General features: G+C 71.4%; 20 protein-coding genes, 5 tRNA genes and 2 pseudogenes. 17 read left to right on the top strand and 10 right to left on the bottom strand.

All coding sequences use genetic code 11. The features are described 5' to 3' along the window. Positions 1 to 59 precede the first annotated feature (59 nt). From M2283_RS33285 to M2283_RS33255, 7 genes and pseudogenes are all read left to right on the top strand, one after another. Positions 60 to 551: a hypothetical protein gene (locus tag M2283_RS33285; RefSeq protein WP_280880175.1), complete on the top strand. Its 492-nt coding sequence runs from the start codon at positions 60 to 62 to the stop codon at positions 549 to 551. Between the two features lie 15 nt (positions 552 to 566). Continuing rightward, a pseudogene (locus tag M2283_RS33280) lies at positions 567 to 1298 on the top strand (HAD family hydrolase). Positions 1299 to 1389: 91 nt separating this feature from the next. After that, positions 1390 to 1461: transfer RNA gene (locus tag M2283_RS33275), tRNA-Gln, on the top strand. Between the two features lie 42 nt (positions 1462 to 1503). Continuing rightward, a tRNA-Glu gene (locus tag M2283_RS33270) sits at positions 1504 to 1576 on the top strand. A 62-nt stretch (positions 1577 to 1638) separates the two neighbouring features. Continuing rightward, positions 1639 to 1711: transfer RNA gene (locus M2283_RS33265), tRNA-Glu, on the top strand. Positions 1712 to 1731: 20 nt separating this feature from the next. Continuing rightward, positions 1732 to 1803 (top strand) — tRNA-Gln (locus M2283_RS33260). Between the two features lie 28 nt (positions 1804 to 1831). Then, a tRNA-Glu gene (locus tag M2283_RS33255) sits at positions 1832 to 1907 on the top strand. 193 nt (positions 1908 to 2100) lie between these two features. On the opposite strand, the gene ndgR is transcribed toward M2283_RS33255, so the two are convergent. Further along, complete coding sequence (gene ndgR, locus M2283_RS33250; RefSeq protein WP_123997509.1) at positions 2101 to 2817, bottom strand: IclR family transcriptional regulator NdgR; 717 nt, start codon at positions 2815 to 2817, stop codon at positions 2101 to 2103. A gap of 186 nt (positions 2818 to 3003) precedes the next feature. Between ndgR and leuC the strand changes: the two genes are divergently transcribed. The 4 genes from leuC (at position 3004) to M2283_RS33230 (ending at position 6313) form a co-directional block, all read left to right on the top strand. Beyond that, the gene (gene leuC / locus M2283_RS33245; RefSeq protein ID WP_280880174.1) at positions 3004 to 4428 is read left to right on the top strand and encodes a 3-isopropylmalate dehydratase large subunit; all 1425 of its coding nucleotides are present in this window, start codon (positions 3004 to 3006) and stop codon (positions 4426 to 4428) included. Positions 4429 to 4433: 5 nt separating this feature from the next. Further along, positions 4434 to 5027 carry a 3-isopropylmalate dehydratase small subunit gene (gene leuD / locus M2283_RS33240; protein WP_280880173.1) on the top strand — a complete coding sequence of 198 codons (594 nt, stop codon included), beginning with the start codon at positions 4434 to 4436 and terminating at the stop codon, positions 5025 to 5027. 264 nt (positions 5028 to 5291) lie between these two features. Then, positions 5292 to 5522 carry a hypothetical protein gene (locus tag M2283_RS33235; protein WP_123997506.1) on the top strand — a complete coding sequence of 77 codons (231 nt, stop codon included), beginning with the start codon at positions 5292 to 5294 and terminating at the stop codon, positions 5520 to 5522. A 137-nt stretch (positions 5523 to 5659) separates the two neighbouring features. Beyond that, the gene (locus M2283_RS33230; protein ID WP_280880172.1) at positions 5660 to 6313 is read left to right on the top strand and encodes an HU family DNA-binding protein; all 654 of its coding nucleotides are present in this window, start codon (positions 5660 to 5662) and stop codon (positions 6311 to 6313) included. 102 nt (positions 6314 to 6415) lie between these two features. On the opposite strand, the gene M2283_RS33225 is transcribed toward M2283_RS33230, so the two are convergent. Together M2283_RS33225 and cofC are read right to left on the bottom strand one after the other, a co-directional pair. Then, positions 6416 to 6619 (bottom strand): hypothetical protein, encoded by a 204-nt coding sequence (locus tag M2283_RS33225; RefSeq protein ID WP_280880171.1) that lies wholly within the window; start codon positions 6617 to 6619, stop codon positions 6416 to 6418. A gap of 261 nt (positions 6620 to 6880) precedes the next feature. Continuing rightward, a complete protein-coding gene (cofC, locus tag M2283_RS33220; RefSeq protein WP_280880170.1) occupies positions 6881 to 7519 on the bottom strand; it encodes a 2-phospho-L-lactate guanylyltransferase in 639 nt (212 codons plus the stop codon). A 155-nt stretch (positions 7520 to 7674) separates the two neighbouring features. On the opposite strand from cofC, the gene M2283_RS33215 reads away from it, so the two are divergent. Genes M2283_RS33215 through M2283_RS33205 form a run of 3 tightly spaced genes read left to right on the top strand, consistent with a single transcriptional unit; the run spans position 7675 to position 10735 of the window. Then, complete coding sequence (locus M2283_RS33215) at positions 7675 to 8511, top strand: lysophospholipid acyltransferase family protein (protein ID WP_280880169.1); 837 nt, start codon at positions 7675 to 7677, stop codon at positions 8509 to 8511. Beyond that, positions 8508 to 9518: an NAD(P)H-dependent glycerol-3-phosphate dehydrogenase gene (locus M2283_RS33210; protein WP_280880168.1), complete on the top strand. Its 1011-nt coding sequence runs from the start codon at positions 8508 to 8510 to the stop codon at positions 9516 to 9518. Before M2283_RS33215 ends, M2283_RS33210 begins: the two co-directional genes overlap by 4 nt. Before the next feature lie 59 nt (positions 9519 to 9577). After that, on the top strand, positions 9578 to 10735 hold the full coding sequence (locus M2283_RS33205) for a D-alanine--D-alanine ligase family protein (RefSeq protein ID WP_280880167.1): 1158 nt from the start codon (positions 9578 to 9580) through the stop codon (positions 10733 to 10735). Positions 10736 to 10747: 12 nt separating this feature from the next. Here the strand turns inward: M2283_RS33205 and M2283_RS33200 are convergent, their stop codons facing one another. Continuing rightward, the gene (locus M2283_RS33200) at positions 10748 to 11239 is read right to left on the bottom strand and encodes a DUF3515 domain-containing protein (protein WP_280880166.1); all 492 of its coding nucleotides are present in this window, start codon (positions 11237 to 11239) and stop codon (positions 10748 to 10750) included. A 20-nt stretch (positions 11240 to 11259) separates the two neighbouring features. Then, positions 11260 to 11493: an Lrp/AsnC family transcriptional regulator gene (locus M2283_RS33195; protein ID WP_003997603.1), complete on the bottom strand. Its 234-nt coding sequence runs from the start codon at positions 11491 to 11493 to the stop codon at positions 11260 to 11262. A gap of 206 nt (positions 11494 to 11699) precedes the next feature. On the opposite strand from M2283_RS33195, the gene M2283_RS33190 reads away from it, so the two are divergent. Together M2283_RS33190 and thiD are read left to right on the top strand one after the other, a co-directional pair. Further along, entirely contained in the window at positions 11700 to 12665 is a 966-nt protein-coding gene (locus M2283_RS33190; protein ID WP_280880165.1) for a thiamine-phosphate kinase, read from the top strand. Beyond that, the gene (thiD, locus tag M2283_RS33185; RefSeq protein WP_280880164.1) at positions 12662 to 13474 is read left to right on the top strand and encodes a bifunctional hydroxymethylpyrimidine kinase/phosphomethylpyrimidine kinase; all 813 of its coding nucleotides are present in this window, start codon (positions 12662 to 12664) and stop codon (positions 13472 to 13474) included. Before M2283_RS33190 ends, thiD begins: the two co-directional genes overlap by 4 nt. Here thiD and M2283_RS33180 read toward each other — a convergent pair. The 3 genes and pseudogenes from M2283_RS33180 to rpmB all read right to left on the bottom strand — a co-directional run bounded on the left by M2283_RS33180 (position 13437) and on the right by rpmB (position 18061). Then, positions 13437 to 14651: an FAD-dependent monooxygenase gene (locus M2283_RS33180; RefSeq protein WP_280880163.1), complete on the bottom strand. Its 1215-nt coding sequence runs from the start codon at positions 14649 to 14651 to the stop codon at positions 13437 to 13439. The two genes, thiD and M2283_RS33180, sit on opposite strands and share 38 nt — an antisense overlap. 70 nt (positions 14652 to 14721) lie before the next feature. After that, positions 14722 to 17743 (bottom strand): annotated as a pseudogene (locus M2283_RS33175) (BTAD domain-containing putative transcriptional regulator). 132 nt (positions 17744 to 17875) lie between these two features. Next, on the bottom strand, positions 17876 to 18061 hold the full coding sequence (gene rpmB / locus M2283_RS33170) for a 50S ribosomal protein L28 (RefSeq protein ID WP_004924906.1): 186 nt from the start codon (positions 18059 to 18061) through the stop codon (positions 17876 to 17878). A 210-nt stretch (positions 18062 to 18271) separates the two neighbouring features. On the opposite strand from rpmB, the gene M2283_RS33165 reads away from it, so the two are divergent. Further along, positions 18272 to 19975, top strand: coding sequence for a DAK2 domain-containing protein (locus M2283_RS33165; RefSeq protein WP_280880162.1), 1704 nt, complete (start codon positions 18272 to 18274; stop codon positions 19973 to 19975). 113 nt (positions 19976 to 20088) lie between these two features. Here the strand turns inward: M2283_RS33165 and M2283_RS33160 are convergent, their stop codons facing one another. Together M2283_RS33160 and M2283_RS33155 are read right to left on the bottom strand one after the other, a co-directional pair. Then, complete coding sequence (locus M2283_RS33160) at positions 20089 to 23022, bottom strand: tetratricopeptide repeat protein (protein WP_280880161.1); 2934 nt, start codon at positions 23020 to 23022, stop codon at positions 20089 to 20091. Beyond that, a complete protein-coding gene (locus M2283_RS33155; RefSeq protein ID WP_280880160.1) occupies positions 23022 to 24899 on the bottom strand; it encodes an HSP90 family protein in 1878 nt (625 codons plus the stop codon). Before M2283_RS33155 ends, M2283_RS33160 begins: the two co-directional genes overlap by 1 nt. Positions 24900 to 25014: the final 115 nt, after the last annotated feature.

Genomic DNA, 25014 nt, shown 5'->3' with positions numbered 1-25014 from the left:
GGGGGCTTTCTCTCCGCGCGACCCTCGCGATCATGAATTCGCGGAGAAGAACCCTGAGTGTGACCGTGCCCGTCGGGCTCAGCGCCCTCATGCTCACCGTCGCAGGCTCCCTGTCGACCGCGTCCGCCGCCACCAACTGGCAGTACTCGAGCGAGCACGAAGGCACGTGCCTCGCCTCGTCACCCACGACCAGCAGCGTCTGGACGGCCGACTGCCACGGCACGTTCAGCTGGGTGTCCTGGCACTGGGGTGCGGACTCGATCACCACGCCCACGGGGCAGGTCATGCGCCGACTGGTGAGCAACGCCAACGGCGACTGCCTCGGCACGCGGGTCGACAGCGATGCCCTGGCGAACCCCGTCTTCACGTCGGCCTGCGGGCGCAACGACAATCAGTTCTGGAGCGGCGACAGCCACCGGCTCGAGAACGACAATGAGATGGAACTGCGCACGTCCGACAACGGCAGCGCCGTCTACACCGACTACTACAGCGTCGTGGACAGCCACAACATCGACCCCAGTTCCTTCGTCTGGTGGGGCGTCCACGACTGACGCTAACGTCGCCCCATGAACATCCGCGCCGTGGTCTGGGACGTCGACGACACCCTCTTCGACTACACGAGCGCGGACCGGACCGGCATGGGGGCGCATCTCGCCGCCGAGGGCCTGCTCGACGGGTACGCCACCGTCGAACAGGCCCTCGCCCACTGGCGGGAGATCACCGACCGGCAGTGGGCGAGGTTCTCCGCGGGGGAGACGTCCTTCGAGGGGCAGCGGCGCGACCGGGTACGGGTCTTTCTGGGCGCCGAGTTGACCGACGCCGAGGCCGACGACTGGTTCCGGCGGTACCGGACACACTACGAGTCCGCCTGAGCCCTCTTCCCGGACGTGCTGCCCGTCCTGGACGCCCTCGCCGCCACCCACCGGCATGCGGTGCTGTCCAACTCCAGCCTCATCGTCCAGGACCCCAAACTGCGTGCCCTCGGCGTGTACGACCGCTTCGAGGTCATCCTCTGCGCCGCCGAACTCGGCGTCTCCAAGCCCGAGGCCGGCGCCTTCCTGGCCGCCTGCGACGCCCTGCAACTCACCCCTGACCAAGTCGCCTACGTCGGGGACCACCCGGAGATCGACGGCCGCGGTGCGGCGGACGCCGGGCTGCTGTCGGTGTGGATCGACCGCGGCGGCGTATACACCGGCGGGGACGCCCCCACGGGCCCCCACCGGATCGCCTCGCTCGCCGAACTCCCCATGATCCTCGGCTCGGATACCCGTTTTGGAGCCCCGTCCACCTTCAGGTAATGTTCTTCCTGCGCCGCCGGGGAGCGGGCCGAAAGGCCGGAAACCGGAGGTGCACACTAGAACAAGATCCCCGCAGGGGCTTGAGTTCCAGTGGCCTATGGTGTAATTGGCAGCACGACGGTTTCTGGTTCCGTTAGTCTTGGTTCGAGTCCAGGTAGGCCAGCTCGCAGAGCTCATCTGCACACGTGGAGATCAACTCCATGAAGCCCCCGTTGTGTAGCGGCCTAGCACGCTGCCCTCTCAAGGCAGTAGCGCCGGTTCGAATCCGGTCGGGGGTACAGATCCTTCCCGGGGAAGCAGTACGGGTCGCACCCGCTGTCTCCCATGCAGGATCGCTAGGGCCCCCGTTGTGTAGCGGCCTAGCACGCCGCCCTCTCAAGGCGGTAGCGCCGGTTCGAATCCGGTCGGGGGTACGGTTTTACTTGAATTGCATTGGTCTATGGTGTAATTGGCAACACTACGGTTTCTGGTACCGTCATTCTAGGTTCGAGTCCTGGTAGACCAGCTTTGATCTGCGGAAACGCAGAATATAGGCCCCCGTTGTGTAGCGGCCTAGCACGCCGCCCTCTCAAGGCGGTAGCGCCGGTTCGAATCCGGTCGGGGGTACCACCACGATGGCTCTTCGCCTTGGCAGACGCTGAGGTGGGGGGCCGTTTCTGTTGTCTGGCGGCTGCGGGTTCGTGGGGGCTTGTCGCGCAGTCCCCCGCGCCCCTTTAAGTGGGACCAGTGGGCCCCTGCTGAAAAGTCGGACCCGGTCAGGGCTGCCGCGGCGTTGAGGCTGGCCCTGGGTGGGGTGTGGGCTTCAGCTTGTGCGGCGTAGGGCCTCTGAGAGGCGGCCCGCGGCGTCGATCACTGCTTGGGCGTGCATGCGGCCGGGGTGGCGGGTGAGGCGCTCGATGGGGCCGGAGACGGAGACGGCGGCCACCACGCGGTTGGAGGGGCCCCGTACGGGGGCTGAGACGGACGCTACGCCCGGCTCGCGCTCACCGATGGACTGGGCCCAGCCCCTGCGTCGTACGCCCGAAAGGGCCGTTGCCGTGAAGCGGGCGCCCTGGAGGCCTCGGTGGAGGCGCTCCGGTTCTTCCCAGGCCATGAGGATCTGGGCCGAGGAGCCGGCCTTCATCGTCAGCGTCGAACCGACCGGGACCGTGTCCCGCAGTCCGGACAGGCGTTCCGCGGCGGCGACGCAGATGCGCATGTCGCCCTGGCGGCGGTAGAGCTGGGCGCTCTCGCCCGTGATGTCCCGCAGGTGCGTGAGCACCGGGCCCGCGGTCGCGAGCAGACGGTCCTCGCCCGCCGCCGCGGCCAACTCCGCCAGGCGGGGGCCGAGAATGAAACGGCCCTGCATGTCACGTGCCACCATGCGGTGGTGCTCCAGGGCCACGGCCAGTCGGTGGGCCGTTGGTCGTGCGAGTCCGGTGGCCGCGACCAGCCCCGCGAGGGTGGCCGGGCCGGACTCCAGGGCGCTCAGGACAAGGGCCGCCTTGTCCAGAACGCCCACGCCGCTACTGTTGTCCATGAAACGATACTCCCGTCTCACTCTGTGAAACGCAAGTTCATTTTTCCGTGAGACGCGCAACCCTGGATGCATGGCGGCCCGAAGACCGACGGGCCTGGTGGCGGGTGCCCGGGTACAGGGGCGTGGGCGTCGCCTCCACAGATCTCTAGTTGGGCCGGCGCGTCATGGCCGGCCGGAGGGAAAGCGATGGGTAGGACACTCGCGGAGAAGGTCTGGGACGACCACGTCGTCCGGCGCGCCGAGGGCGAGCCCGACCTCCTCTTCATCGATCTTCACCTGCTGCACGAAGTGACCAGCCCGCAGGCCTTCGACGGGCTGCGGCAGGCGGGGCGTCCCGTGCGCCGACTCGACCTCACCATCGCCACCGAGGACCACAACACCCCGACCCTCGACATCGACAAGCCCATCGCGGACCCGGTCTCCCGCGCCCAGCTGGAGACGCTGCGCAAGAACTGCGCCGAGTTCGGGGTACGCCTGCACTCGCTCGGCGACGTCGAGCAGGGCGTCGTCCACGTCGTGGGCCCGCAGCTGGGTCTGACCCAGCCCGGTACGACGGTCGTGTGCGGCGACTCCCACACCTCCACGCACGGTGCCTTCGGCGCCCTGGCGTTCGGCATCGGCACCTCTCAGGTCGAGCATGTGCTGGCCACCCAGACGCTGCCGCTGGCCCGCCCGAAGACCATGGCCATCACGGTCGACGGCGAACTGCCCGACGGCGTCACCGCCAAGGACCTGATCCTGGCGATCATCGCCCGGATCGGTACGGGCGGCGGCCAGGGCTACATCCTGGAATATCGCGGCTCGGCCATCGAGAAACTCTCGATGGAGGCCCGCATGACCATCTGCAACATGTCGATCGAGGCCGGCGCCCGCGCGGGCATGATCGCCCCCGACGAGACCACCTTCGCGTACATCAAGGGCCGCGCCCACGCGCCCGAGGCCGAGGACTGGGACGCCGCCGTCGCGTACTGGAAGACGCTGAAGACCGACGAGGACGCGGAATTCGACGCCGAGGTCGTCATCGACGGTCCCTCGCTGGCGCCGTTCGTCACCTGGGGCACCAACCCCGGTCAGGGCGCGCCGCTTTCGGCGTCCGTCCCCGATCCTGCTTCGTACGAAGACGCTTCGGAGCGCTTCGCCGCCGAAAAGGCCCTGGAATACATGGGGTTGGAGGCCGGTCAGCCGCTGCGCGACATCAAGGTGGACACCGTCTTCGTAGGTTCCTGCACCAACGGCCGTATCGAGGACCTGCGTGCGGCCGCCGAGATCGTCAAGGACCGCAAAGTCGCCGACGGCGTACGGATGCTGGTCGTCCCGGGCTCCGCGCGGGTCGGTCTGCAGGCGGTCTCCGAGGGCCTGGACGTCGTCTTCAAGGACGCCGGCGCCGAATGGCGGCACGCCGGTTGCTCGATGTGTCTGGGCATGAACCCGGACCAGCTGGCGCCCGGTGAGCGCTCGGCGTCCACCTCCAACCGCAACTTCGAGGGCAGGCAGGGCAAGGGCGGTCGTACGCACCTGGTCTCGCCGCAGGTCGCCGCCGCGACCGCCGTGTTGGGCCATCTGGCCTCGCCCGACGACCTGTCCGACGCACCCGTGCCCGCTGGAGTCTGAGAGCCATGGAAGCATTCACCACGCACACCGGCCGGGCCGTTCCGCTGCGCCGCTCCAACGTCGACACCGACCAGATCATCCCAGCTCACTGGCTCAAGAAGGTGACCAGGGACGGCTTTGAGGACGGGCTCTTCGAGGCCTGGCGCAAGGACGAGAACTTCATCCTCAACCGCCCCGAGCGCAAGGGCGCGACGGTCCTGGTCGCCGGCCCCGACTTCGGCACCGGCTCCTCCCGTGAGCACGCCGTGTGGGCGCTGCAGAACTACGGTTTCAAGGCTGTCATCTCCTCCCGGTTCGCCGATATCTTCCGCGGCAACTCGCTCAAGAACGGCCTGCTCACAGTGGTTCTGGAGCAGAAGATCGTGGACGCGCTGCAGGAACTCACCGAGAAGGACCCGCAGGCCGAGGTCACGGTCGACCTGGAGGCCCGCGAGGTGCGCGCCGAAGGCATCACCGCCGCCTTCGAACTCGACGAGAACGCCCGCTGGCGGCTGCTGAACGGGCTGGACGACATCTCCATCACCCTTCAGAACGAGCCCGACATCGCCACCTACGAGGCCAAGCGCCCCTCGTACAAGCCGCGGACGCTTCCGGTCTGACCCAGCGAGCCGCAGCCTGACGAGTTTCGGCCACCACGGACCCTTCCTGTACCCCCGATCAGCCCGATCGGGGGTACAGCCGTGTCTGTACCCGAACGGCCCTGCGAGCGTTCGCAGTCGCGCTCAACTTCCCACGTTATAGGGGCTGTTGCAGGGGTAGTCGAAGGTTGTAACCGTGACTTCCGCAACCGCTCGGAAGGCCGTTTGAGGCATCAGTTGCGACCCCCGCAGGCGACAACTCGCCCCAGATGGCACAATCTGTGCATGGAACACGACGGCCAACTCAAGCTCTATGCGGCAGTCGCGGACCAACTCAAGGAAGCGCACACAAGGGTGCGCTCACTGCAAGTCCCGGAGGGCGTACGGATGGCGCTGACCCGGAAGCTGCTGGTCATTACGGCCGCGGCCAAGCACGATCTCGCCGACGCGGCAAGGCGTCTGGAGCGGTTCAGGTCGGACCTCGACGAGGGTCGATTCCCCGAAGAGGAACGCTGAACACGTCCCAGGCAGTCGAAACCGTTGCGGCACAAGGGTGATAAGCCCGTTTCGTGTTTGATTTGCGGTATATATCTGCCTAACGTGCGAAAAAGCTTGAACACTTTCGTTCTGGCAATGTCTCCGAAGGGGAAGACGTGAACAAGGCGCAGCTCGTAGAAGCGATTGCCGACAAGGTCGGTGGCCGTCAGCAGGCCGCCGAGGCGGTGGACGCGGTCCTGGACGCCATCGTCCGCGCGACCGTCGCGGGGGACCGGGTCTCGGTCACCGGTTTCGGCTCGTTCGAGAAGGTCGACCGTCCGGCCCGCTACGCCCGCAACCCCCAGACGGGCGAGCGGGTTCGGGTCAAGAAGACCTCCGTTCCGCGCTTCCGTGCGGGCCAGGGCTTCAAGGACCTGGTGAGCGGCTCGAAGAAGCTCCCGAAGAACGACGTCGCCGTCAAGAAGGCGCCCAAGGGCAGCCTGACCGGCGGAGCTTCCGCGACGGTCAAGAAGGCCGCGGCCAAGAAGGCCGCTCCCGCGAAGAAGGCGTCCGCCGCCGCCAAGAAGACGACGGCGCGCAAGACGGCGGTCAAGAAGACCACGGCCGCCGCCAAGAAGACGACCGCGAAGAAGGCCACGGCCAAGAAGACCTCGGCCACCGCCAAGACCGCCGCGGCGAAGAAGACCACCGCCAAGAAGGCGACGGCCAAGAAGGCCCCGGCGAAGAAGGCGACGGCCAAGAAGGCCCCCGCCAAGAAGTCGGCGGCGCGCACGACCACCGCCAAGAAGGCCACCGCCCGCAAGCGGTAAGGCACAAGGGCACTCACGCGCCGGGCCGGACTCCTCAACGGAGTCCGGCCCGCGGCGCGTTGGGGTGCGTTCAGAAGGTTCCGGGGGTTCTGGAGGGTGCGTTCAGAAGGTCTGCAGCGTCACCAGGGTGATGCGGCGGGCCTCGCCCGCGCCCTCGGTCTCGATCCGCACCCGCTGTCCGGGCCGCAACAGCCGCAGCCCGCCCGCGTCGAAGGCCGGCGCGTCGAAGGGCACCGGAGTGCCGTCGTCGAGCAGTACCTGCCCGCTGCGGGTCTCGGAGTCGTAGGTGTACGCGGTCGCCTGCATGGCCGCAGCCTAGTGCTCCGCGGTGGGCGAGGGGACGACGGCCCGGCGCGCCGCCGCCCGCCCGGCGCCGCCCGCCCAGGGCCTCGCGATTGGCAACTCCGCGGACCTTCCGTCGTCGGCAGGCCTAGTGCCCGGGGATCGGCAACTGCTCGGTCACGGGGGCCGTCCCGGGGTGTCACCGCAGGGGCCGGTGCCGCCCGCAGCGTCCCCGGCGCGATTCCGAGTGCCACGCGCTTCGCCGGCCTCTCGTCGTCGGCCCGCCTACTGCCCCGGAATCAGCAACTGCGCGGCCACCGCGGCCGTCCGGGGTCCCACGCCCAACGCGAGCGCCGCGCGCAGATCGTCGCCGGTGTCCACGTCCTGGCGTACCGAATCCACCGCGTCGAGCCGGAGCTCCACCGCGCCGGACGCGCGATGGCGGGAGCGGGATTCCGTGCCGAATGCCGGGAGCAATTCCCGGTGCGGTGCCGCGGCCAGCAGGGTGGTGCCGATTGCGGCCGCGTCGGCGAGAAAGGCGCGGGGGAATTCGGCGGCCGCGTCCAGTACCCGGGCCAATTCCAGGGGACGTAGTGCCGGGAGATCGGCGTTGAGGGCCGCCACGGGACTTGCGGGGCGCTGGGCGCGTATGACGGACGCGCCGTGCGCCAGGGCGCTGTTCAGACCGCCCGGCGGCTCGTCGGCGACGATCCGCGCGCCCAGTGCGGCGAGCTCGCGGCCGGCCAGGGCGTCGCCCGTGACGACCGCCACATCCCGGACCGCGGGGCAGGCCAGGGCCGCTGCCACGGTGTCCTGGGCGAAGGCCAGGGCGAGGCCGGGGCGCAGCGCGTCGGCCGCGGTGTCCGAGAGCCTGCTCTTGGCCCGAGCCAGGGCTTTCAGGGGTATGACCAAGGTCCACTGCACGAGCGTTACGTCCCTCTCTTGTCGCGGCCATTGTCACTCAGCCGTCACCTGGTCCATCTGGCGGTCGCGCCGTCGGGGCGTACGGTGTTCTCGACAGACCGACGGCCTGGGGCGACACTTGTGCGGCCCCCCGGGCCCTGGAGGAAGGTGTTCGCGTGTCCCGCCGCAGAATCGGCTTCTGGTACCGCCTCGCAGCGGTGATCGCCAAACCGCCGCTGGTGGTTCTGATCAAGCGGGACTGGCGAGGAATGGAGCACATTCCGGCCGACGGTGGATTTATCACCGCGGTGAACCACAATTCTCACATCGACCCCTTCGCGTACGCGCACTTTCAGTACAACACCGGCCGCGTTCCGCGATTCCTCGCGAAGAGCGGTCTTTTCAACAAGGGATTCGTCGGCGCCATGATGCGCGGCACCGGGCAGATCCCCGTCTACCGCGAGACCACCGACGCGCTGAGCGCCTTCCGGGCCGCGATCGACGCCGTGGAGCGCGGTGAATGCGTGGCGTTCTACCCCGAGGGCACCATCACCCGGGACCCCGACCAGTGGCCGATGACCGGCAAGACCGGCGCCGCGCGCGTGGCCCTGCAGACCAAGTGCCCGGTGATTCCCGTCGCGCAGTGGGGCGCCAACGAACTGCTGCCGCCGTACGCCAAGAAGCTGCACGTCCTGCCGCGCAAGACCTCGCACGTGCTCGCGGGCCCGCCCGTCGACCTGTCGCCCTTCTACGACAAGGAGATGTCCCCGGACGTCCTCAAGGAGGCGACCGAGGCCATCATGGCCGCCGTCACGGTCCTGCTGGAGGACATCCGCGGCGAGAAGGCGCCCGCCACCCACTACGACCCGCGCCAGGAGCGGATCGAGCAGCGGCGCAGGACCGCCGAGCAGGCCCGGCAGGCACAGGCGCACGCGAAGGCCGAGCGGGAAAGGGCCGCACACGAGAAGGCCGAACAGGCAAAAGCCGGACAGGAAGAGGAGCAGGGCGCGTGAGCAAGTCCGTCAAGGCGGCGGTGTTCAGCGCCGGTTCATGGGGTACGGCGTTCGGCATGGTGCTGGCCGACGCGGGGTGCGAGGTCACTCTGTGGGCGCGCCGCCAGGAGGTCGCCGAAGCCATCAACTCCGGCCGGACGAACCCCGACTACTTCCCGGGCGTCGAACTCCCGGAGAACCTGCGGGCCACCACCGACCCCGCGGAGGCCGCCGCAGGCGCGGACTTCACGATCCTGTCGGTGCCGTCCCAGACGATGCGCGCCAACCTCGCCGAGTGGACGCCCCTCCTCGCGCCCGACACGGTCGTCGTCTCCCTCATGAAGGGCGTCGAACTCGGCTCCGCCATGCGGATGAGCGAGGTCATCGAGGACGTCGCCAAGGTCGGCGCGGACCGCATCGCCGTGGTCACCGGACCCAACCTGGCCCGGGAGATCGCCGCCCGCATGCCGGCCGCCGCCGTGGTCGCCTGCACCGACGACGCCGTCGCCCAACGCCTCCAGGCCGCCTGCCACACGCCGTACTTCCGCCCGTACACCAACACCGACGTGGTCGGCTGCGAGTTGGGCGGCGCGGTGAAGAACGTCATCGGGCTCGCCGTCGGCATCGCGGACGGCATGGGCCTGGGCGACAACGCCAAGGGCTCGCTCATCACGCGCGGCCTCGCCGAGACCACCCGGCTCGGCATGGCGCTGGGCGCCGACCCGCTGACGTTCTCCGGACTCGCGGGTCTGGGCGACCTGGTGGCGACCTGCTCCTCGCCGCTGTCGCGCAACCACACCTTCGGCACCAACCTCGGCAAGGGCATGACCCTGCAGGAGACCATCGCGGTCACCAAGCAGACCGCCGAGGGCGTCAAGTCCTGTGAGTCCGTGGCGGATCTGGCCCGCCGGCACGGAGTGGACATGCCGATCACCGAGACGGTCGTCGACATCGTGCACGAGGGCAAGCCTCCGGTGGTCGCCCTCAAGGAGCTGATGTCGCGCAGCGCGAAGCCGGAACGACGCTGAGCGACCCCGCCCTGCGGACGCTGACTCAAGCCACTACCAACGGGTACTCTCAACGCGATATGAGCACCGACAACCTCTCCCAGAGCCCTGAGCAGCCTGCTCGTAAGCCGCGTGTGGCCGTCGTGTTCGGCGGTCGCAGCTCCGAACACGGGATCTCCGTGGTCACCGCCGGTGCCGTGCTGCGGGCCATCGACCGGACCAAGTACGACGTCCTGCCGATCGGCATCACCCAGGACGGCCGTTGGGCGCTCACCGCCGACGAGCCGGAGCGCATGGCGATCACCGACCGCCGTACGCCCAACGTCGAGGAACTCGCCGAGTCGAGCGAGGGCGGCGTGGTGCTCCCCGTCGACCCCGCCAACCGCGAAGTCGTCTACAGCGAACCGGGATCGGTGCCCAAGGCGCTCGGTGAGGTCGACGTCGTCTTCCCCGTCCTGCACGGCCCCTACGGCGAGGACGGCACCCTGCAGGGCCTGCTGGAGCTCTCCGGTGTCCCGTACGTCGGTTCGGGTGTGCTCGCCTCGGCCGTCGGCCAGGACAAGGACTACATGAAGCGGGTGTTCACCTCCTTCGGGCTCAAGGTCGGCCCGTACGTGGTGATCCGGCCGCGCGAGTGGGAGCGCGACGAGTCGGCCGCCCGCAAGAAGATCGTCGACTTCGCCGCGGAGCACGGCTGGCCGCTCTTCGTGAAGCCCGCGCGCGCGGGCTCCTCGATCGGCATCACCAAGGTCGACGACCTCTCCGGCCTCGACGACGCGATCACCGAGGCCCATCGCCACGACCCGAAGATCCTCGTCGAGGCGGCACTGCGGGGGCGCGAGATCGAGTGCGGGGTGCTGGAGTTCGAGGACGGACCGCGGGCGAGCGTGCCTTCGGAGATTCCGTCGCCGGACACGCACGCGTACTACGACTTCGAGGCCAAGTACATCGACTCCACCCCGGGGATCGTGCCGGCGCCGCTGACGCCGCAGGAGACCGCCGAGGTACGGCAACTCGCCGTGGACGCCTTCGAAGCGGCCTCCTGCGAGGGACTCGTCCGCGCGGACTTCTTCCTCACCGAGGACGGCGAGTTCGTGATCAACGAGATCAACACGATGCCCGGCATGACGCCGATCTCGATGTACCCGCAGATGTGGGCGGCGGCCGGCGTCAGCTATCCCGAACTGGTGGACCTGCTGGTGCAGGCCGCCCTGCGCCGCTCAACAGGCCTGCGCTGATTGACGCTTCGGCTAGTCGGCGATCCCCTCGGGGATCGCCTTCTTTATTGCCGGTGCCAGGTCCACAAGTGGTGCCATGCCGTCTCCCGTGCGGTCCTTCGGGATGGTGACCTCCACGTACGCCTTGCGCAACGTCGTGGTGAAACGGAACGACCCGTCGTCCTGCTTCTCCAGAAGCCAGCCGATCCCGTTCACCTCGACCCCGTCGGCCTCCGGATCGCTCATCTTCGCGGGCCGCGAAACACCGCAGCGCAGTATGATCGCCGCGTTCCCCCACCCCGCGGTCAGCGAAGACGCGGGCCCGGGATCCCGGCGGGCCTGACCGTCGACCTTCGACGGCAGCGCACTGTCCAGTTTCCGGCACAGCTCGGTGACCTTCGTACCCGGCGAGGGAACCGCCGCCGACGGGCTGTCGTCTGCTGAGGAGCAGCCCGTGGCGGCGAGCAGCAGGGCGAGGGCCGGCGGCCCCAGGACAGTGCGGTGCCGGTGACGGAAGAAGTTCACCGGCCAAGGGTAGACGGGGGCTACAGATGCACGACCGGGCAGGTCAGGGTGCGGGTGATGCCGTCCACTTGCTGGACCTTCGCGACCACCATGCGGCCGAGGTCGTCCACGGTGTCGGCCTGGGCGCGCACGATCACGTCATAGGGTCCTGTCACGTCCTCGGCCTGGATCACCCCAGGAATCTTGCTGATCGTCTCGGCGACGGTCGACGCTTTGCCGACCTCCGTCTGGATCAGGATGTACGCCTGTACCACGGAACCTCCAGGGCGGCCACGAGGATCATGTGGGGAAAAGGAACGCCACGGTATCGCGTCGTCGCTCACCGCGGGGAGACCCGCGGCGACCGAGGACCGTGTGCCGAGACGCGGGCACGACAGAGGTTGACGGTCCTTTCGACCGTATCGAGGACACTGATGACGCGCGACCGGGCACGGCCAGGGACAGAAGGGGAGCTGGGGACATGAAGGGCACTGTTGGTGAGCTGGGAGAGTTCGGGCTCATCAGGGAGCTCACCTCCCGTCTCACCACCACCCCGGCGGTCCGGGTCGGCCCCGGCGACGACGCCGCGGTGGTCGCCGCCCCCGACCGACGGGTCGTGGCCAGCACCGACATCCTCCTGGAGGGGCGGCACTTCCGCCGGGACTGGTCCACGGCGTACGACGTGGGCCGCAAGGCCGCCGCGCAGAACCTCGCGGACATCGCGGCCATGGGCGCCGTGCCGACCGCGCTGCTGCTCGGTCTCGTCGTCCCCGCCGAACTGCCGGTGACCTGGCCGAGCGAGCTGATGGACGGGCTGCGCGACGAGTGCCAGGTGGCCGGCGCGTCCGTGGTCGGCGGCGATGTCGTACGAGGCGACACGATCATGGTGTCGATCACGGCGCTCGGCGATCTGCGCAACCACGAGCCCGTCACCCGGGGCGGCGCCCAGCCCGGCGACATCGTCGCGGTGACCGGCTGGCTGGGCTGGTCGGCGGCCGGGTTCGCGGTGCTCTCCCGCGGGTTCCGCTCGCCGCGCGCCTTCGTGGAGGCGCACCGGCGTCCCGAGCCGCCGTACCACGCGGGTCCGGCCGCCGCCGCGCTCGGTGCGACCGCGATGTGCGACGTCAGCGACGGGCTGATCGCCGACCTCGGGCACATCGCCGAGGCCAGCAAGGTCCGTATCGACATCCGGTCCGGCGCGATCGACATCCCGTCGCAGATGAACGACATCGGGCAGGCCGTCGGGGTCGACCCGATGCAGTGGGTGCTGACCGGGGGAGAGGACCACGCGATCGTGGCGACCTTCGCGCCGGACGTGAAGCTGCCGGCCCGCTGGAAGGTCATCGGCGAGGTGCTCAACCCCTCGGCGCTGCCCCAGGTGACGGTGGACGGGGCGCCGTGGACCAGCAAGGGCGGCTGGGACCACTTCGGGGACATCGAGTCGTGAGGCCCAACGTCCTCACGGTCGCGGGCTCCGACTCCGGTGGAGGGGCCGGTGTCCAGGCCGACTTGAAGACGATGCTCGCGCTCGGCGTGCACGGCATGAGTGTCCTCACGGCGGTCACCGCGCAGAACTCCCTCGGTGTGCAAGGGGCTTGGGAGCTGCCGGTGGAGGCGGTGCGGGCGCAGTACCGCAGTGTCGTGGACGACATCGGCGTCCAGGCGGTGAAGACCGGGATGCTGGCCTCGGCCGAACTGGTCGAGGCGGTCGCGGAGTTGATCGGCGGTACGGACGCGCCGGCCGTCGTCGACCCGGTGGGCGTCTCCAAGCACGGGGACCCGCTGCTGGCGGCCAGCGCATTGGAGTCGGTACGCAAGCGGCTGCTGCCGGTGGCCACCGTGGCGACCCCGAACCTGGACGAGGTGGCCCAACTGACCGGCGTGCGCGTCGAGTCGGAGGAACAGCTGCCGGAGGCCGCCGCGGCCGTGCTGGCGTACGGGCCGCGGTGGGTGCTGATCAAGGGCGGTCATCTGGCGGGCGACGCCGTGGACTTGCTCACCGACGGCACCGAGGAGCACTGGCTGCGGGCGCCCCGCTACGACAACCGGCACACGCACGGCACGGGCTGCACCCTCGCGTCGGCGATCGCGTCGCAGCTGGCGAAGGGGCGGTCCGTGCCGGAGGCGGTGCGGGACGCGAAGGAGTACGTCACCGGGGCGATCGCGGCCGGGTTCGCGCTCGGCGCCGGGATCGGGCCCGTGGACCACGGCTGGGCCCTCAGGCCGCAGGCAGGGCCGGGTACTCCCGCAGGGTGATGTCCGTGGCCGCCTTCTCGGTGAGCCGCTTGAAGAAGCCGGCCAGCAGCCGCGAGCCGAGCAGCCGGTACACGCGGTCCCGGTTGCGGATGCGGCGCTCGGTCGCCGGGGCGAAGAACGGGCCCGCGTTCCCGGAGATCTTCTGGCAGCCCTTGGCGAAGTCCCGGATCCGGGACTCGTACTCGGCGAAGGCGATGCGGTGGTCGCCGCCCGCGAGGGCGAGTTCACCGGCGAGGACGTACGCTCCGACGATCGCCACGCCCGTCCCCATGCCGCCCATGGTCGCCCCGTACCCGGCGTCCCCGAGCAGCGCCACCCGCCCCTGGGTGAGGCGGTCGACGTGGATCTGGGCGATCGCGTCGAAGTACAGGTCGTCGGTCTCTTCGAGGGCCTTGAGGACGGCCGGCGCCTCCCAGCCCATCCCGGCGAACCGGTCCATCAGGATCCGCTTCTGCGCGGTGACGTCCCGGCGGTCGTGCGACAGCTCCTCGGACCGGAAGACCAGCAGGGCGCCCGCGCGGTCGGGATCGCCGTCGTAGTTGCCGACGACGACCGCCCGGCCCGGCTCGCTGTAGAGCCGGCCCGCGCGGTCCAGGCCCAGGTGGTTGGGAACCTCGAAGGCGGCCACGTAGTGGTCGAAGAAGCGCAGGTGGCCGGCTTCGTCGCCGAAGGCGAGGCGGCGGGTGGTGGAGTGCAGGCCGTCGGCGCCGACGACCAGGTCGAAGCGGCGGGGCGCGCCCCGCTCGAAGGTGACGTCCATGCCGTCGGGGGTCTCGGTGAGCGAGGTGACCGAGTCGCCGAAGACGTAATCGACGTCATCTTTTGTGCGCTCGTACATGATCTGAGCCAGTTCGCCGCGGAAGATCTCCACGTCACCGCTCATCAGCTCGGCGGGCAGGTCCACGCGCGGGTCGCCGTCCGCGTCGACGACGGTCTGGCGGCCCATGTGGGTCTGGCGGGCGTGGATCTCGTCCCAGATGCCCATGGCGGTGAGGACCGTGCGGTGGACGTGGCCCCGGAAGTCGACCGCGAAGCCGCCGCCGCGCAGCTCGGGCGCCCGCTCGACGACGGTGACGCGGGCGCCGCGCCGGGCGAGGTTCAGGGCGAGGGCGGGACCGGCGACGCTGGCGCCGGAGACGAGGACGGTGAGGTGCCTGAGGTCGGGTGCGTTCGTCATGTCACATGCGTTGGCTTTGCCGTGTGTGTTCGTCATGGGGAGAGCTTCGGCGGCCCCGCTGACCGTCCTCCTACCGTTCGCTGACCGCCGCTGACCGCCGCTTCCGGCCCTGCTCGAAGGCCTGCCCGTACGCCTCGGGCGACAGCTTCGCGCGTACGTCCCGATCGGTGCGTACGACATCGCGGTCGCCCTCGGGACGGGCGCCCCGCAGGCCCGAGCCGGCGCCGAGGAGCACCGCGGCCCGCTCCGGGGACTCGGCGATGGACGCCAACGCCTCGGCCGCGTCCGCGAGTTCGAGGTCGCCCGGGCCCTCGGCGGCCAGCTCCGCGGCCTGCCGGAACCAGTCGCGGGCCGTACCGGGGTCCGCCTCGGCGGCGGCCGTGCGGCCCAGGCCGATGAGGATGCGGACGGTCTCGCCGACGCTGAACCAGTTGGCGGCGCACGCCTCCAGGGCGTTCTCGTACTGCACGCGTGCGCGTGCCGTGTCCCCGGACAGCCGGGCCGCGTCACCGAGACCGCGCCAGGCGCTCGCCACCTTGTCGGGCATCCCGGCGGTACGGGCCAGCGCGAGGGCCTGCTCGAAGTGGGCGACGGCGGCGGCCGGGTCGCCCTGGTGCAGCAGTACGGTCGCGCGGCTGCGCAGCAGGTCGGAGGTCTCTTCGGGGGCGGCCAGCTCCCGCACGTACTCCAGGCCTTCGTCGAGGAGTTCCAGCGCCCGTCGCGCGTCTCCGCGCGCGTGGGCGTACAGCCCGAGCGGATCGAGGGAGTTGGCCATGCCCCAGCGGTCGCCGGTGGCGCGGAACCCGGCGAGCGCGCGGGCGAAGCGCTCCTCGGCCTCCCGCGCCCGTCCCACGAACTGCTCCCGGAATCCGAGCCCCACGTCCAGCAGCGCACGCGCCCAGGCGTCGTCACCGGCCAGCGCGAGGGCATGGTCCATGGTGGCGGGCCGGGGCCCGGCGGCGACCGACCACAGCACGAGGACGTACGGCAGCCGCAGCGGTCCCTCGTACGCGGCCAGAACGTCGTCCACCCGCGCGACGATCTCGTCGGACCGGTCGCCGCCTCCGTCCCCGTCCCCGCCTCCGTCCCCGGAGAGCGAGTTGATCGCGCACAGCACGTACGCCTCCTCAAGCCCCGGCAGCGGCGCGTCCCCCACGGCGGCCAGCAGTTCGCGGGCCGTCGCCACCTGACCGCCGTGCAGTCCGCGCAGCCGCCAGAACCAGGACAGGAGCGCCATCAGGCGCAGGGCGTCCTCGGGGCGCGTCCGCACGAGGTGGCGCAGTGCCGCGTCCAGGTTGGCGTGGTCGGCGGTCAGCCGGGCCAGCCAGGGCAGTTGACCGCCGCCGCGCAGCTCCGGCTCCGCCCGCTCGGCCAGCCGCAGGAAGTACGCGGCGTGCGCGTCCCGCAGCCCCTCGGTATCGGCCAACTCCTCGGCGGCGAAGGCCCGGAGCGTCTCCAGCATCCGGTAGCGCCCCTCGGACACCTCCAGGAACGACTTCTCGACCAGCGAGGCCAGCAGGTCCTCCGGATACGGCAGCCCGCACACCGCCTCGACCGCCGCCAGCGTCGCGCCCCCGGAGAACACCGTCAGCCGTCGCGCCAGCTCCCGCTCCTCGTCGTCCAGCAGATCCCAGCTCCACTCCACCACCGCCCGAAGAGTGCGGTGCCGGGGCGCCTTGGAGCGGTCGCCGCGGGACAGCAGCCGGAACCGGTCGTCCAGGCGCTCTGCCAGCTCGTCGGGGTCCAGCGTGCGCAGCCGGGCCGCCGCCAGTTCGATGGCGAGGGGCAGCCCGTCGAGGGCCGCACAGATGTCCGGCACGCGCGCGTGGGTCTCGAAACCGGGGCGTACGGCCCGGGCGCGGTCCACGAAGAGCCGTACCGCCGGTTCCGGTGCCAGCGGTGGCACCGGGACCAGGATCTCGCCGGTGATGCCGAGGGACTCGCGGCTGGTGGCGAGGACGCGCAGGCCCGGGGCAAGACGCGAGGAGCAGCGCGGTGAGCCGGGCGGCGTCCGCCACCAGGTGTTCGCAGTTGTCGAGCACCAAGAGGACAGCGCGGTCCGCCAGGGAGGCGAGCAGTCGGTCCGTGCTGTCCGTCGCGGGACCGCGGAAGCCCTCGCGCACGCCGAGCGCGGTCAGCACGGCGTACGGGATCCGCGTGCCGTCGGTGAGCGGCGCCAGCTCGACGAAGCAGGCCTCGGCGTGCCCGCTCGCGGCCTCGATCGCCAGCCGCGTCTTGCCCGCGCCGCCGGGGCCGGTGAGCGTGACCAGACGCGCGTCGGCCAGGAGGGCGGAGATCCGGGCGAGTTCGGGCTCACGTCCGACGAACCGGGTGAGCTGGACCGGGAACCGGAGCCGCACGGGCTCGGGGCCGCCCCGGAGCAGCTCCAGGTGCAGCGCGGACAGCTCAGGCGAGGGATCGGCCCCGAGCTCGTCGGCGAGCGCGCGCCGGGCCTCCTCGTACACCGAGAGCGCCTCCGCGGGCCGCCCGGCCGCGTGCAGGGCCCGCATCAACTGCCCGTACAGCCGCTCGCCCAGCGGCCGGACGGACAGCAGCGCCCGCAGCTCCGGTACGAGTTCGGGTCCGCCGCCGAGCGCGAGATCCGCCTCGATCCGGTCCTGTACGGCGGCCGGCCTGAGCTCTTCCAGGCGGGCGGCCTCGGCGTGCGCGTCCGGGAGGTCGGCCAGCGCCGGACCGCGCCACAGGGCGAGCGCCTCGCGCAGCTTGGCCGCCGCCCGCGCGGGATCACCGGCGGCGAGCGCGGAACGCCCCTCCTTGGTCAGGTGTTCGAAGCGGTGGGCGTCGACCGAGTCCGGCGGGGCGGCGACGCGGTAGCCGGCCGGGACCGCCTCGATGTCCGTGTGCGGGGCCAGCCGCCTGCGCAGGCGGGATATCTGCGACTGGAGGGCGTTGGCGGCTCCGGAGGGTGGCTCGGCGCCGTACAGGCCGTCTGTGAGGCGCTGCGTGGAGACCGCGCGGCCCGCGTCCAGGAGCAGGAGCGTCAGCAGGGCGCGGGGGCGGGGGCCGCCGGGGTCGACGGGGGTGCCGTCGTCGGTGCGGACGTCCAGCGGGCCCAGGATGCCGAAGCGCATTCCTGCGATTCTGGCAGCTCACCCCGCCTGTCGGCTGAGGCTTCAGGGATCGGGCACAGCAAAAAGCCGGTCCACACGAGGTGGACCGGCTCAGTGCGGCGAACCAGCAGTGGCTACGCGCTCAACAGTGCGTCAGCGCGAGACCTTGCCGGCCTTGATGCACGAGGTGCAGGCGTTCACGCGCTTCGGCGTCCCACCGACCACGGTACGTACGCGCTGGATGTTCGGGTTCCAGCGACGGGGCGTACGGCGGTGCGAGTGCGAGATGTTGTTGCCGAAGCCCGGGCCCTTGCCGCAGACGTCGCAGTTGGCAGCCACGGGTCACTCCAAAGACTTCAGATGCACTTACGGTTGATCCCGGCATGCCGGGATCGAGATCACTGAATTCAGAGATCTTGGTGGCGCTGCCAGGGGAATGGCCCGATGTGGATCGGGCAACCGGAGCAGCATACAACGGCTGCGCCAGTAGAACGAAACTACCACGGCTGCTCTACGCTTCCTGCAGTCCAGCAGCTCAGGGAGGCGCAGGTGGCGCAGGTGCCGCAGACATTCTTCGATGCTCTCGCGGTACGCACCTGGTGCGGCCTCGCGCTCACGGCACTGGGCCGGGCGCGCGAGGAGATCGACGCGATCAATGTCTTTCCCGTGGCCGACGGGGACACCGGCACCAACCTGTATCTGACGATGGAGTCCGCGGTCACGGCCGTGGAGGCGGTGTTCGCGGCGCACGAGATGGGCCCCGGGACGCCGGAGAAGCCGACGCTCGCGGACACCACGCACGCGATGGCGCACGGCGCGCTGATAGGCGCCCAGGGGAACTCCGGGACGATCCTCGCCCAACTGCTGCGCGGCATGGCCCAGGTGCTCGCCGCCGACGGTGAGACGCCTCACACCGACGGATCCGGTCTCCGCCTCGCCCTGCGGCAGGCCGCCGACTCCGCCCGCCAGGCCGTCGCGCACCCCGTCGAGGGCACGGTCCTGTCGGTCGCCTCGGCCGCCGCCGACGCGGCCGAGGGAGCCGAGGGGGACTGCGGGACGGTCGCGCGGGCCGCCTACGAAGGGGCGCGCACGGCACTCGCCGAGACCCCGGGACAACTGGCCGTGCTGGACCGGGCCGGGGTGGTGGACGCCGGAGGGCGCGGGCTGGTGGCGGTGCTGGCCGCGCTGGTGGAGACGTTCACGGGGGAGACACCGGGGGCGGTCGTGGTCTTCGGGGGGCACGCACGCGTGGAGGCCGATACGGCCGCTGCCGCCGACTCCGTAGCCGTCGAGGAATGTGCCCCCTCTCCCGACTCCCCTGAAGAGGGCGGCCCCGCCTACGAGGTGATCTACCTCCTGGAGGCCGACGACGCGGCCGTGGCCCGGTTGCGGGCCCGCCTGGACGCCCTCGGGGACTCGCTGGTCGTGGTCGGCGGCGACGGACTGTGGAACGTCCATGTGCACGTGGACGACGCCGGCGCCGCCGTCGAAGCGGGCGTCGAGGCCGGACGGCCGTACCGGATCCGGATCACCCACTTCGGGCTCGGCGACGTCCATACGACGGGCGCCGAGCGGCCGCCCCGGGAGCGCGCCCAGCGGGCCGTGGTGGCGGTCGTGCCGGGCGAGGGCCTGGCCGGGCTGTACACCGAGGCCGGCGCGACCATCGTGCTCGCGCGCCCCGGGGAGCCGCCCGCGAGCGGGGAACTCGTCGAGGCCGTACGGCGGGCCCACGCGCGCGAGGTGGTGCTGCTGCCCAACGACGCCGACCTGCGCCACACCGCCGCCGCGGCGGCCGAGCAGGCCCGCGCCGAGGGCATCCGGGTGGCCCTGATCCCGACCCGCTCCGCGGTCCAGGGCATCGCGGCACTCGCCGTGCACGAGCCGGAGCGGCGCTTCGACGAGGACGTCGTCTCGATGACGTCGGCGGCCGGCGCGACCCGGTACGCCGAGGTCGAGGTCGCCGAACGGCAGTCCTGGACCATGGCCGGCATCTGCCAGGCCGGCGACGTCCTCGGCCTCATCGACGGCGACGTGGCCGTGATCGGCTCCGACGTCACCGCCACCGCCGAGGCCGTCCTCGACCGCATGCTCTCGGCCGGCGGCGAACTCGTCACCCTCGTCCTCGGCGACGACGCCCCCGACTCCGTCACCACCCGCCTCGAAGCACGCGTGCGTGAGGCGTACCTCGCGGTCGACACGGTGGTGTATCGGGGTGGACGGCAGGGGGCGTTGTTGTTGATCGGGGTGGAGTAGGGCGTCCAGCTGGCGCGTAGGCAGGTAGGGGCGGCGGGTGGAGCCCCGCCGCGCAGGCTCGTCGCGTGCCACGCCCGCCCGACGTAACGCACGCTCGCCCCGCGCTACGCGCGTCAGTCCGCCCCCTGTTCCTGGACCACCTCAAGCATCTGTTGCGCCTCTGCCCGGCGGGCCTGCGCCGTCGTGTCCTCCTCGGTGGCGCCGTCGTACGCCGAGAGGACCGAACGGGCGCGTGCCGCCGCGCGGGCCGGGCGGCTGAGGTCGGACTCCAGCCAGCCGGCGGCGAGTTCGGCGCCGGTGCGGCTGTCCAGGGCGCCGTCGCCGAGCGGGACGAAGACCGCGATCGCCTCGGTGACCTGGGCCAGGGCCCCTTCGAGCGTCGCCCTGATCGCCTCGTCGTCGGCGTCCTCGGCGGCGGAACGGGCCAGCAGGTCGCCGAACTGGCGGTGGGTGTGCCCGAGTTCGGCGACGAGCCGCAGCCGCGCCGTGTCGTCGTCCACGCCGTCGCCCAGGGCCGTCTCGCAGGCGCGGACCGCGTCCGCCATGAACTCCCGTGCCGCGTCCGTCCCGTCCTCGTCCTCCACCCGGAGCGCGAGCCACGCGCGGGCGCGCAGGGAGCGGACGAGGCCGTGCACGTTGCCGAGCGACTGCCACAGGTCACCTGCGCGCGCGTACGCCTGGTCCGCCTCGGCCGGCAGCCCGGCGTTCCCGAGGGACTCTGCGGCCAGGTGCGCCAGCGTCGCGTGGTCCTGCTGCTCGGGCCAGTGCCGGGCGATCTCGGCCGCCTGCAACCGGCGTTCGGCCGCCGCGCGGTGTTCGCCGAGCTCGCTCAGACAGTCGCCGAGCCACCACTGCGTCTGTACGACCGCGCCGTCGCCGTGCGTCTCCGCGTTCAGGTCGGGCAGCGCGGACTCCAGCACCTCCGCGGCCTCGGCCCACCGCTGCCGGCGCAGCAGGAACCCGCCGAGCTGGTGCCGTGCCAAGGCGCCCAGCGTCGGGCCCTCGCCCGCCTCGTCGGCCCAGTGCGCCGCCTCCAGGGCGTGCTCCCCGGCCTCCTGGAGCTGTCCCAGGCCGCCGAGCACCTCGCCGAGCTGGAGGTGCAGCTGGGCCCGTCCGACCGCCTCCAGATGCGGCCCGCCGTGCTCCAGCGCCGCCCGCAACGCCCGCTCCGCCTCCGGAACATCGCCCAGATGGTGCGCCAGCCCGGCCAGCCGAGCCTCGTACTCCACCGCGAACCACGGCAGCCCCGCCGTCACGAACCCCTCCGAGGCCCGCCCGAACAAATCGGCGGCGGCCTCCAACTCCCCGTGCTGCACCGCGAGTTCCGCCAGCATGGCCAGCGCCTCGGCCGTCCGGGAAGCCAGCCGCACATCACCCCCGCCCCGCCCGTCGACCAGCGCGAGCAACTCCCGCACGGCGGCATCGGCGGCACCGAGGATCGTTTCGTCGACGCCCTCGCCCGTCTCGTGCGCCCGCCGCATCAGGATCCGGGCCCGGCCGATCAGCACCGACGCCGTCTGCCGTACGCCGGTCGCCTCGTCGGCGTAGAGCGCGAGGACCTCGTCGTAGAGGTCGGTGACCACCGCGACGGCCTCGGCGACGTGGCCGGACAGGGCGCGGATGTAGGCCGCACGCGCGTGTGCCGCCAGGGCCTCGCCGGGGTCGCCCGCCTCCGCGTACAACTCGGCGGCCCGCTCGAACAGTTCGGCGCCCTCGGGGCCCCGGTCCATCGCCTCGTGGTCGACGATCTCCGCGCGGTCGCGGGCGTCCAGCTCGACGCCCTCGGCGGCCCGCGAGACCGCCGCCCAGGCCGGGACGGCGTTCGGCTGGAGAGCGTCGGACAGCCGCCGCGCCTCGGTCAGGAGGGCGGACAGGTCCGGTTCCGAGGCTGTTTCGGCGACCGGGGCCGGCGCCACGGGCGCGGAGACGGGGCGGGCCGCGCGTACCCCGAGCGGCAGCCGTTCCACCAGCGGACGCTGACCCATACGCGTGCGTGCCCGCTCACTGACGTACGTCGTGCCGTTGCGTTCGTCGAACCGTGCCGCCAGGGCGAGGACCTCCGCACGCGCGTGCGGGGCGAGTTCGCGGGCGGTCCACGTCCGGCCGGGCGGTCCGGGCACCTGCCGCTCGCCGAGGCCGAGTTCGACCAGCCGGTCCATGAGGAGCGCCACCACCGACAGGAAGTCCAGCCTGCTGCGCGGTTGCCCGGCGTCCGTGAAGTACGCCGGGCGCTCCGCGAGCAGCTCAAGTCCGCGCGCCTCGTTGCCGGTCAGCGCGCAGAACTCGACGTGGTCCGCGTACGCGCCCCGCATGCTCTCCATGGAGCGCACCAGCCGGAAGCCCCGCAGATGGTTCGCGCGCGCCTCGTCCGTGCGGCCCAGGCGCAGCAGGGGCGTCAGGGAGGAGGCCAGCGCGGTGTGCGGCTCGTGGGCGCAGGTGAACTCGCCCTCCAGGACCGGCCGCAGCAGCTCCAGCGCCGCCTCGTCCCGGCCGCGCTCCGCCTGCCACCAGCCCTGCCCCTGCAACTCGCACGCGTGGCAGTCGGCCATGCTGTCCCGGTCGGCCGCCAGCCACGCCTCGAACGCCCGCTCCGCGCGCGGGATGTCACCGATGTGCGCGGCCACGCTGAACTCGGCGCCGCGCACCGCCCGTTCGGAGTGCCCGGCGAGCCGGTAGCGGTGCTCCATCTCGCCGAGCCACTTCTCGACGGAGGCGAGCGGGACGTGCGGCTGGTCGAGCATGCCGGACGACATCCACTTGAAGACCCAGTGCAACGAGTGCGTCTCGTACTCGTCGAAGTCCTCGGGCCGCTCGTCCCACATGCGCAGCAGACGCGCGAAGGGGACGAACATCTTGTCCTTCTCGGAGCTGTAGTTGTAGACCTTCAGCTGATGTCCGAGCGCCTCGATCACGGCCAGCGGGATGCCCAACTTCTCGGCCTCCGCGAGCAGTTGCTCCGCGCGCGCGTTGCGTGCCGGTCCCTCCGGCCGTTCGGAGTTCTCCGCCATCTCCTGGCGTAGTGAGTCGAAATCGGTGATCTCACTCATCAGTGACCGCCCCCCGCGGTGTCGGAATCGGAGCCGGACCCGGACCCGGAACCGGGGTCGGCTTCGCCATGGGTGGCCCATTCCAGCAGGCCGATGAACGACCGGTTCAGCAGCGCCGTGTCCGCCGGTCGCAGCGGTCGCTGGGCCATCAGGAGCGCCTGCCCGTACAGCGACTCCGTTGCCGTGCCGATGAGTTCGGGATCGCCGAGCGAACTGATCCTGCGGATCAGCGGGTTGAGGTGGTTGAGCACCAGACGCGCGCGTGGCGCGCTGCCGCGCAGTGAGCCGAGGATGCCCGCCCACAGGTCGTCGGCGCCCTCCTCGGCCGCCGCGCGGGCCTGTTCGTGCCGGGCCTCCCGGTCGTCCAGGTGCAGCGCGGGCACGGAGAGCGGATGGAAGGCGCGCAGGACGACGTCACAACCCAAGGGGTCGAGCTTGGCCCGCGCGGCGGCCAGGAAGCCCGACAGGGCCAGCTCGTCCGCCGGATCGACCGCGTCCAGGTGCGCGGTCACCGTGTCCGCGTCCAGCTCGGCGACCACCGTCCCGGGCCGCACCGACGGCAGCGCCTCCACCAGCTCGCTGTCGTACGTGTAACCGCCGTTGACGACCCCGATGCCCTGCGCGGACGCGATCGGCGCGACCTGCCGGTACTCCTCCACCGTGCGCGTGAAGTGCACCACCGGGTGCCGTTGCGCGAACTCCTCCAGGGACAACCGCCCGTCGGTCGTCTCGAAGGGCAGCCACGGCAGCATCGTGCGCAGCATCTCCTTGTCGTGCCGCGCGAGCGACTTCACGCCCAGGTAGTGCACCGCCAGGAACGCCGAGAGCCGCTCCGGATCGCCGGCCGCGAGGCCCGTCAGCCAGGACCGGATCCGCTCGCCCAGCGCGTCCCGCACTGCGGCCAGCGTCTCGTCCTCGTACAGCGACTCGCGCGAGGCCGTGGGCCGCAGACTGTCGGTGTCCAGCACGCAGCGCACGAAGAACGCCCAGTCCGGCAGCAGCTGTTCGGCCCGCTCGGTCAGCAACATGCCCTTCAGGTGCACCCGATGACTCGCCCGCTGCGCCGGACTGACCGCCGACGGCAGCACGTACGCCACCCCGCGGATGCCGGCCAGCGGCACGGACAGCTCGATCGAGTCCAACGGCGTGAAGCCGAACAGCTCGTGACAGTGCCGGGCGAGGGCCACCCTGCGGTTGGCGGGGGAGGGGTACGAACGGTCCCAGGGCGCCGGCAGATCGGTGACCGCCTCGTCGCCGACCCGGACGTCGTACGGCAGCAGCGCCCCGAAGTCCCGCGCCAGCGTGAGCACGCGCGCGGGTGTGAGCCACTCGGTGGCGCCCGCGCGCGCCACCAGGTGCACGGTGGTGCCCGGTTCGGGCCGTGCCTCGTGCGGCAGCGTCCGCACGGTGTACGAACCGTCGTCGCTCGCCGTCCACTCCACGGGCGCCGCATTCGGCGTACGCGCGCTGCGGCTGACCACCCGGATCCGCTCGGCGACGACGAAACAGGCCAGCAGACCGATGCCGAACTGCCCGAGGAAGTCGGAGCGGGCCGCTTCGAGCCCCTCGGCGCGCTTGGAACTGCGCCCGATGGTCGCGAGCAGGTCGTGCACGTCCGCCTCGGTGAGCCCCACACCGGTGTCCTCGACACGCAGTGCACCCGCCTCGGCGAACAGCCGCACGCGCGCGGGGGCGTCGGGCTGCTCCGCGCGCCGGGCGGTGATGGCGTCCACCGCGTTCTGCAGCAGCTCGCGCAGATAGACCTTGGGGCTGGAGTAGAGGTGGTGGGAGAGCAGGTCCACCAGGCCACGCAGGTCGACCTGGAACGTGTGAGGTGGCTGGGACGGCTGGGATGACTGTGAGGTCTGGGAGTCCATCGTCGCAGCGCCGCTGGGGGGAACATACACACGGCGCGGGGTCGGGCGGTCCCTGGTTGGGGTGGTGACCGCGGGGGATGGCCGGAGCGCGCCATCCTAAAGCCCGAACGAGCCG

Source organism: Streptomyces pseudovenezuelae (assembly GCF_029892565.1).
Lineage (GTDB): Bacteria > Actinomycetota > Actinomycetes > Streptomycetales > Streptomycetaceae > Streptomyces > Streptomyces pseudovenezuelae_A.
Note: the sequence above shows the minus strand (reverse complement) of the source record. Positions and strands in the feature narration are given on the sequence as shown.

Excerpts from the sequence above, each read along its gene's own strand:
- ndgR (WP_123997509.1), bottom strand. The coding sequence starts at position 2,817 with ATGGACAACAGTAGCGGCGTGGGCGTTCTGGACAAGGCGGCCCTTGTC.
- leuC (WP_280880174.1), top strand. The coding sequence starts at position 3,004 with ATGGGTAGGACACTCGCGGAGAAGGTCTGGGACGACCACGTCGTCCGG.
- leuD (WP_280880173.1), top strand. The coding sequence starts at position 4,434 with ATGGAAGCATTCACCACGCACACCGGCCGGGCCGTTCCGCTGCGCCGC.
- M2283_RS33235 (WP_123997506.1), top strand. The coding sequence starts at position 5,292 with ATGGAACACGACGGCCAACTCAAGCTCTATGCGGCAGTCGCGGACCAA.
- M2283_RS33225 (WP_280880171.1), bottom strand. The coding sequence starts at position 6,619 with ATGCAGGCGACCGCGTACACCTACGACTCCGAGACCCGCAGCGGGCAG.
- M2283_RS33205 (WP_280880167.1), top strand. The coding sequence starts at position 9,578 with ATGAGCACCGACAACCTCTCCCAGAGCCCTGAGCAGCCTGCTCGTAAG.
- M2283_RS33190 (WP_280880165.1), top strand. The coding sequence starts at position 11,700 with ATGAAGGGCACTGTTGGTGAGCTGGGAGAGTTCGGGCTCATCAGGGAG.
- M2283_RS33180 (WP_280880163.1), bottom strand. The coding sequence starts at position 14,651 with ATGACGAACGCACCCGACCTCAGGCACCTCACCGTCCTCGTCTCCGGC.
- M2283_RS33160 (WP_280880161.1), bottom strand. The coding sequence starts at position 23,022 with ATGAGTGAGATCACCGATTTCGACTCACTACGCCAGGAGATGGCGGAG.
- M2283_RS33155 (WP_280880160.1), bottom strand. The coding sequence starts at position 24,899 with ATGGACTCCCAGACCTCACAGTCATCCCAGCCGTCCCAGCCACCTCAC.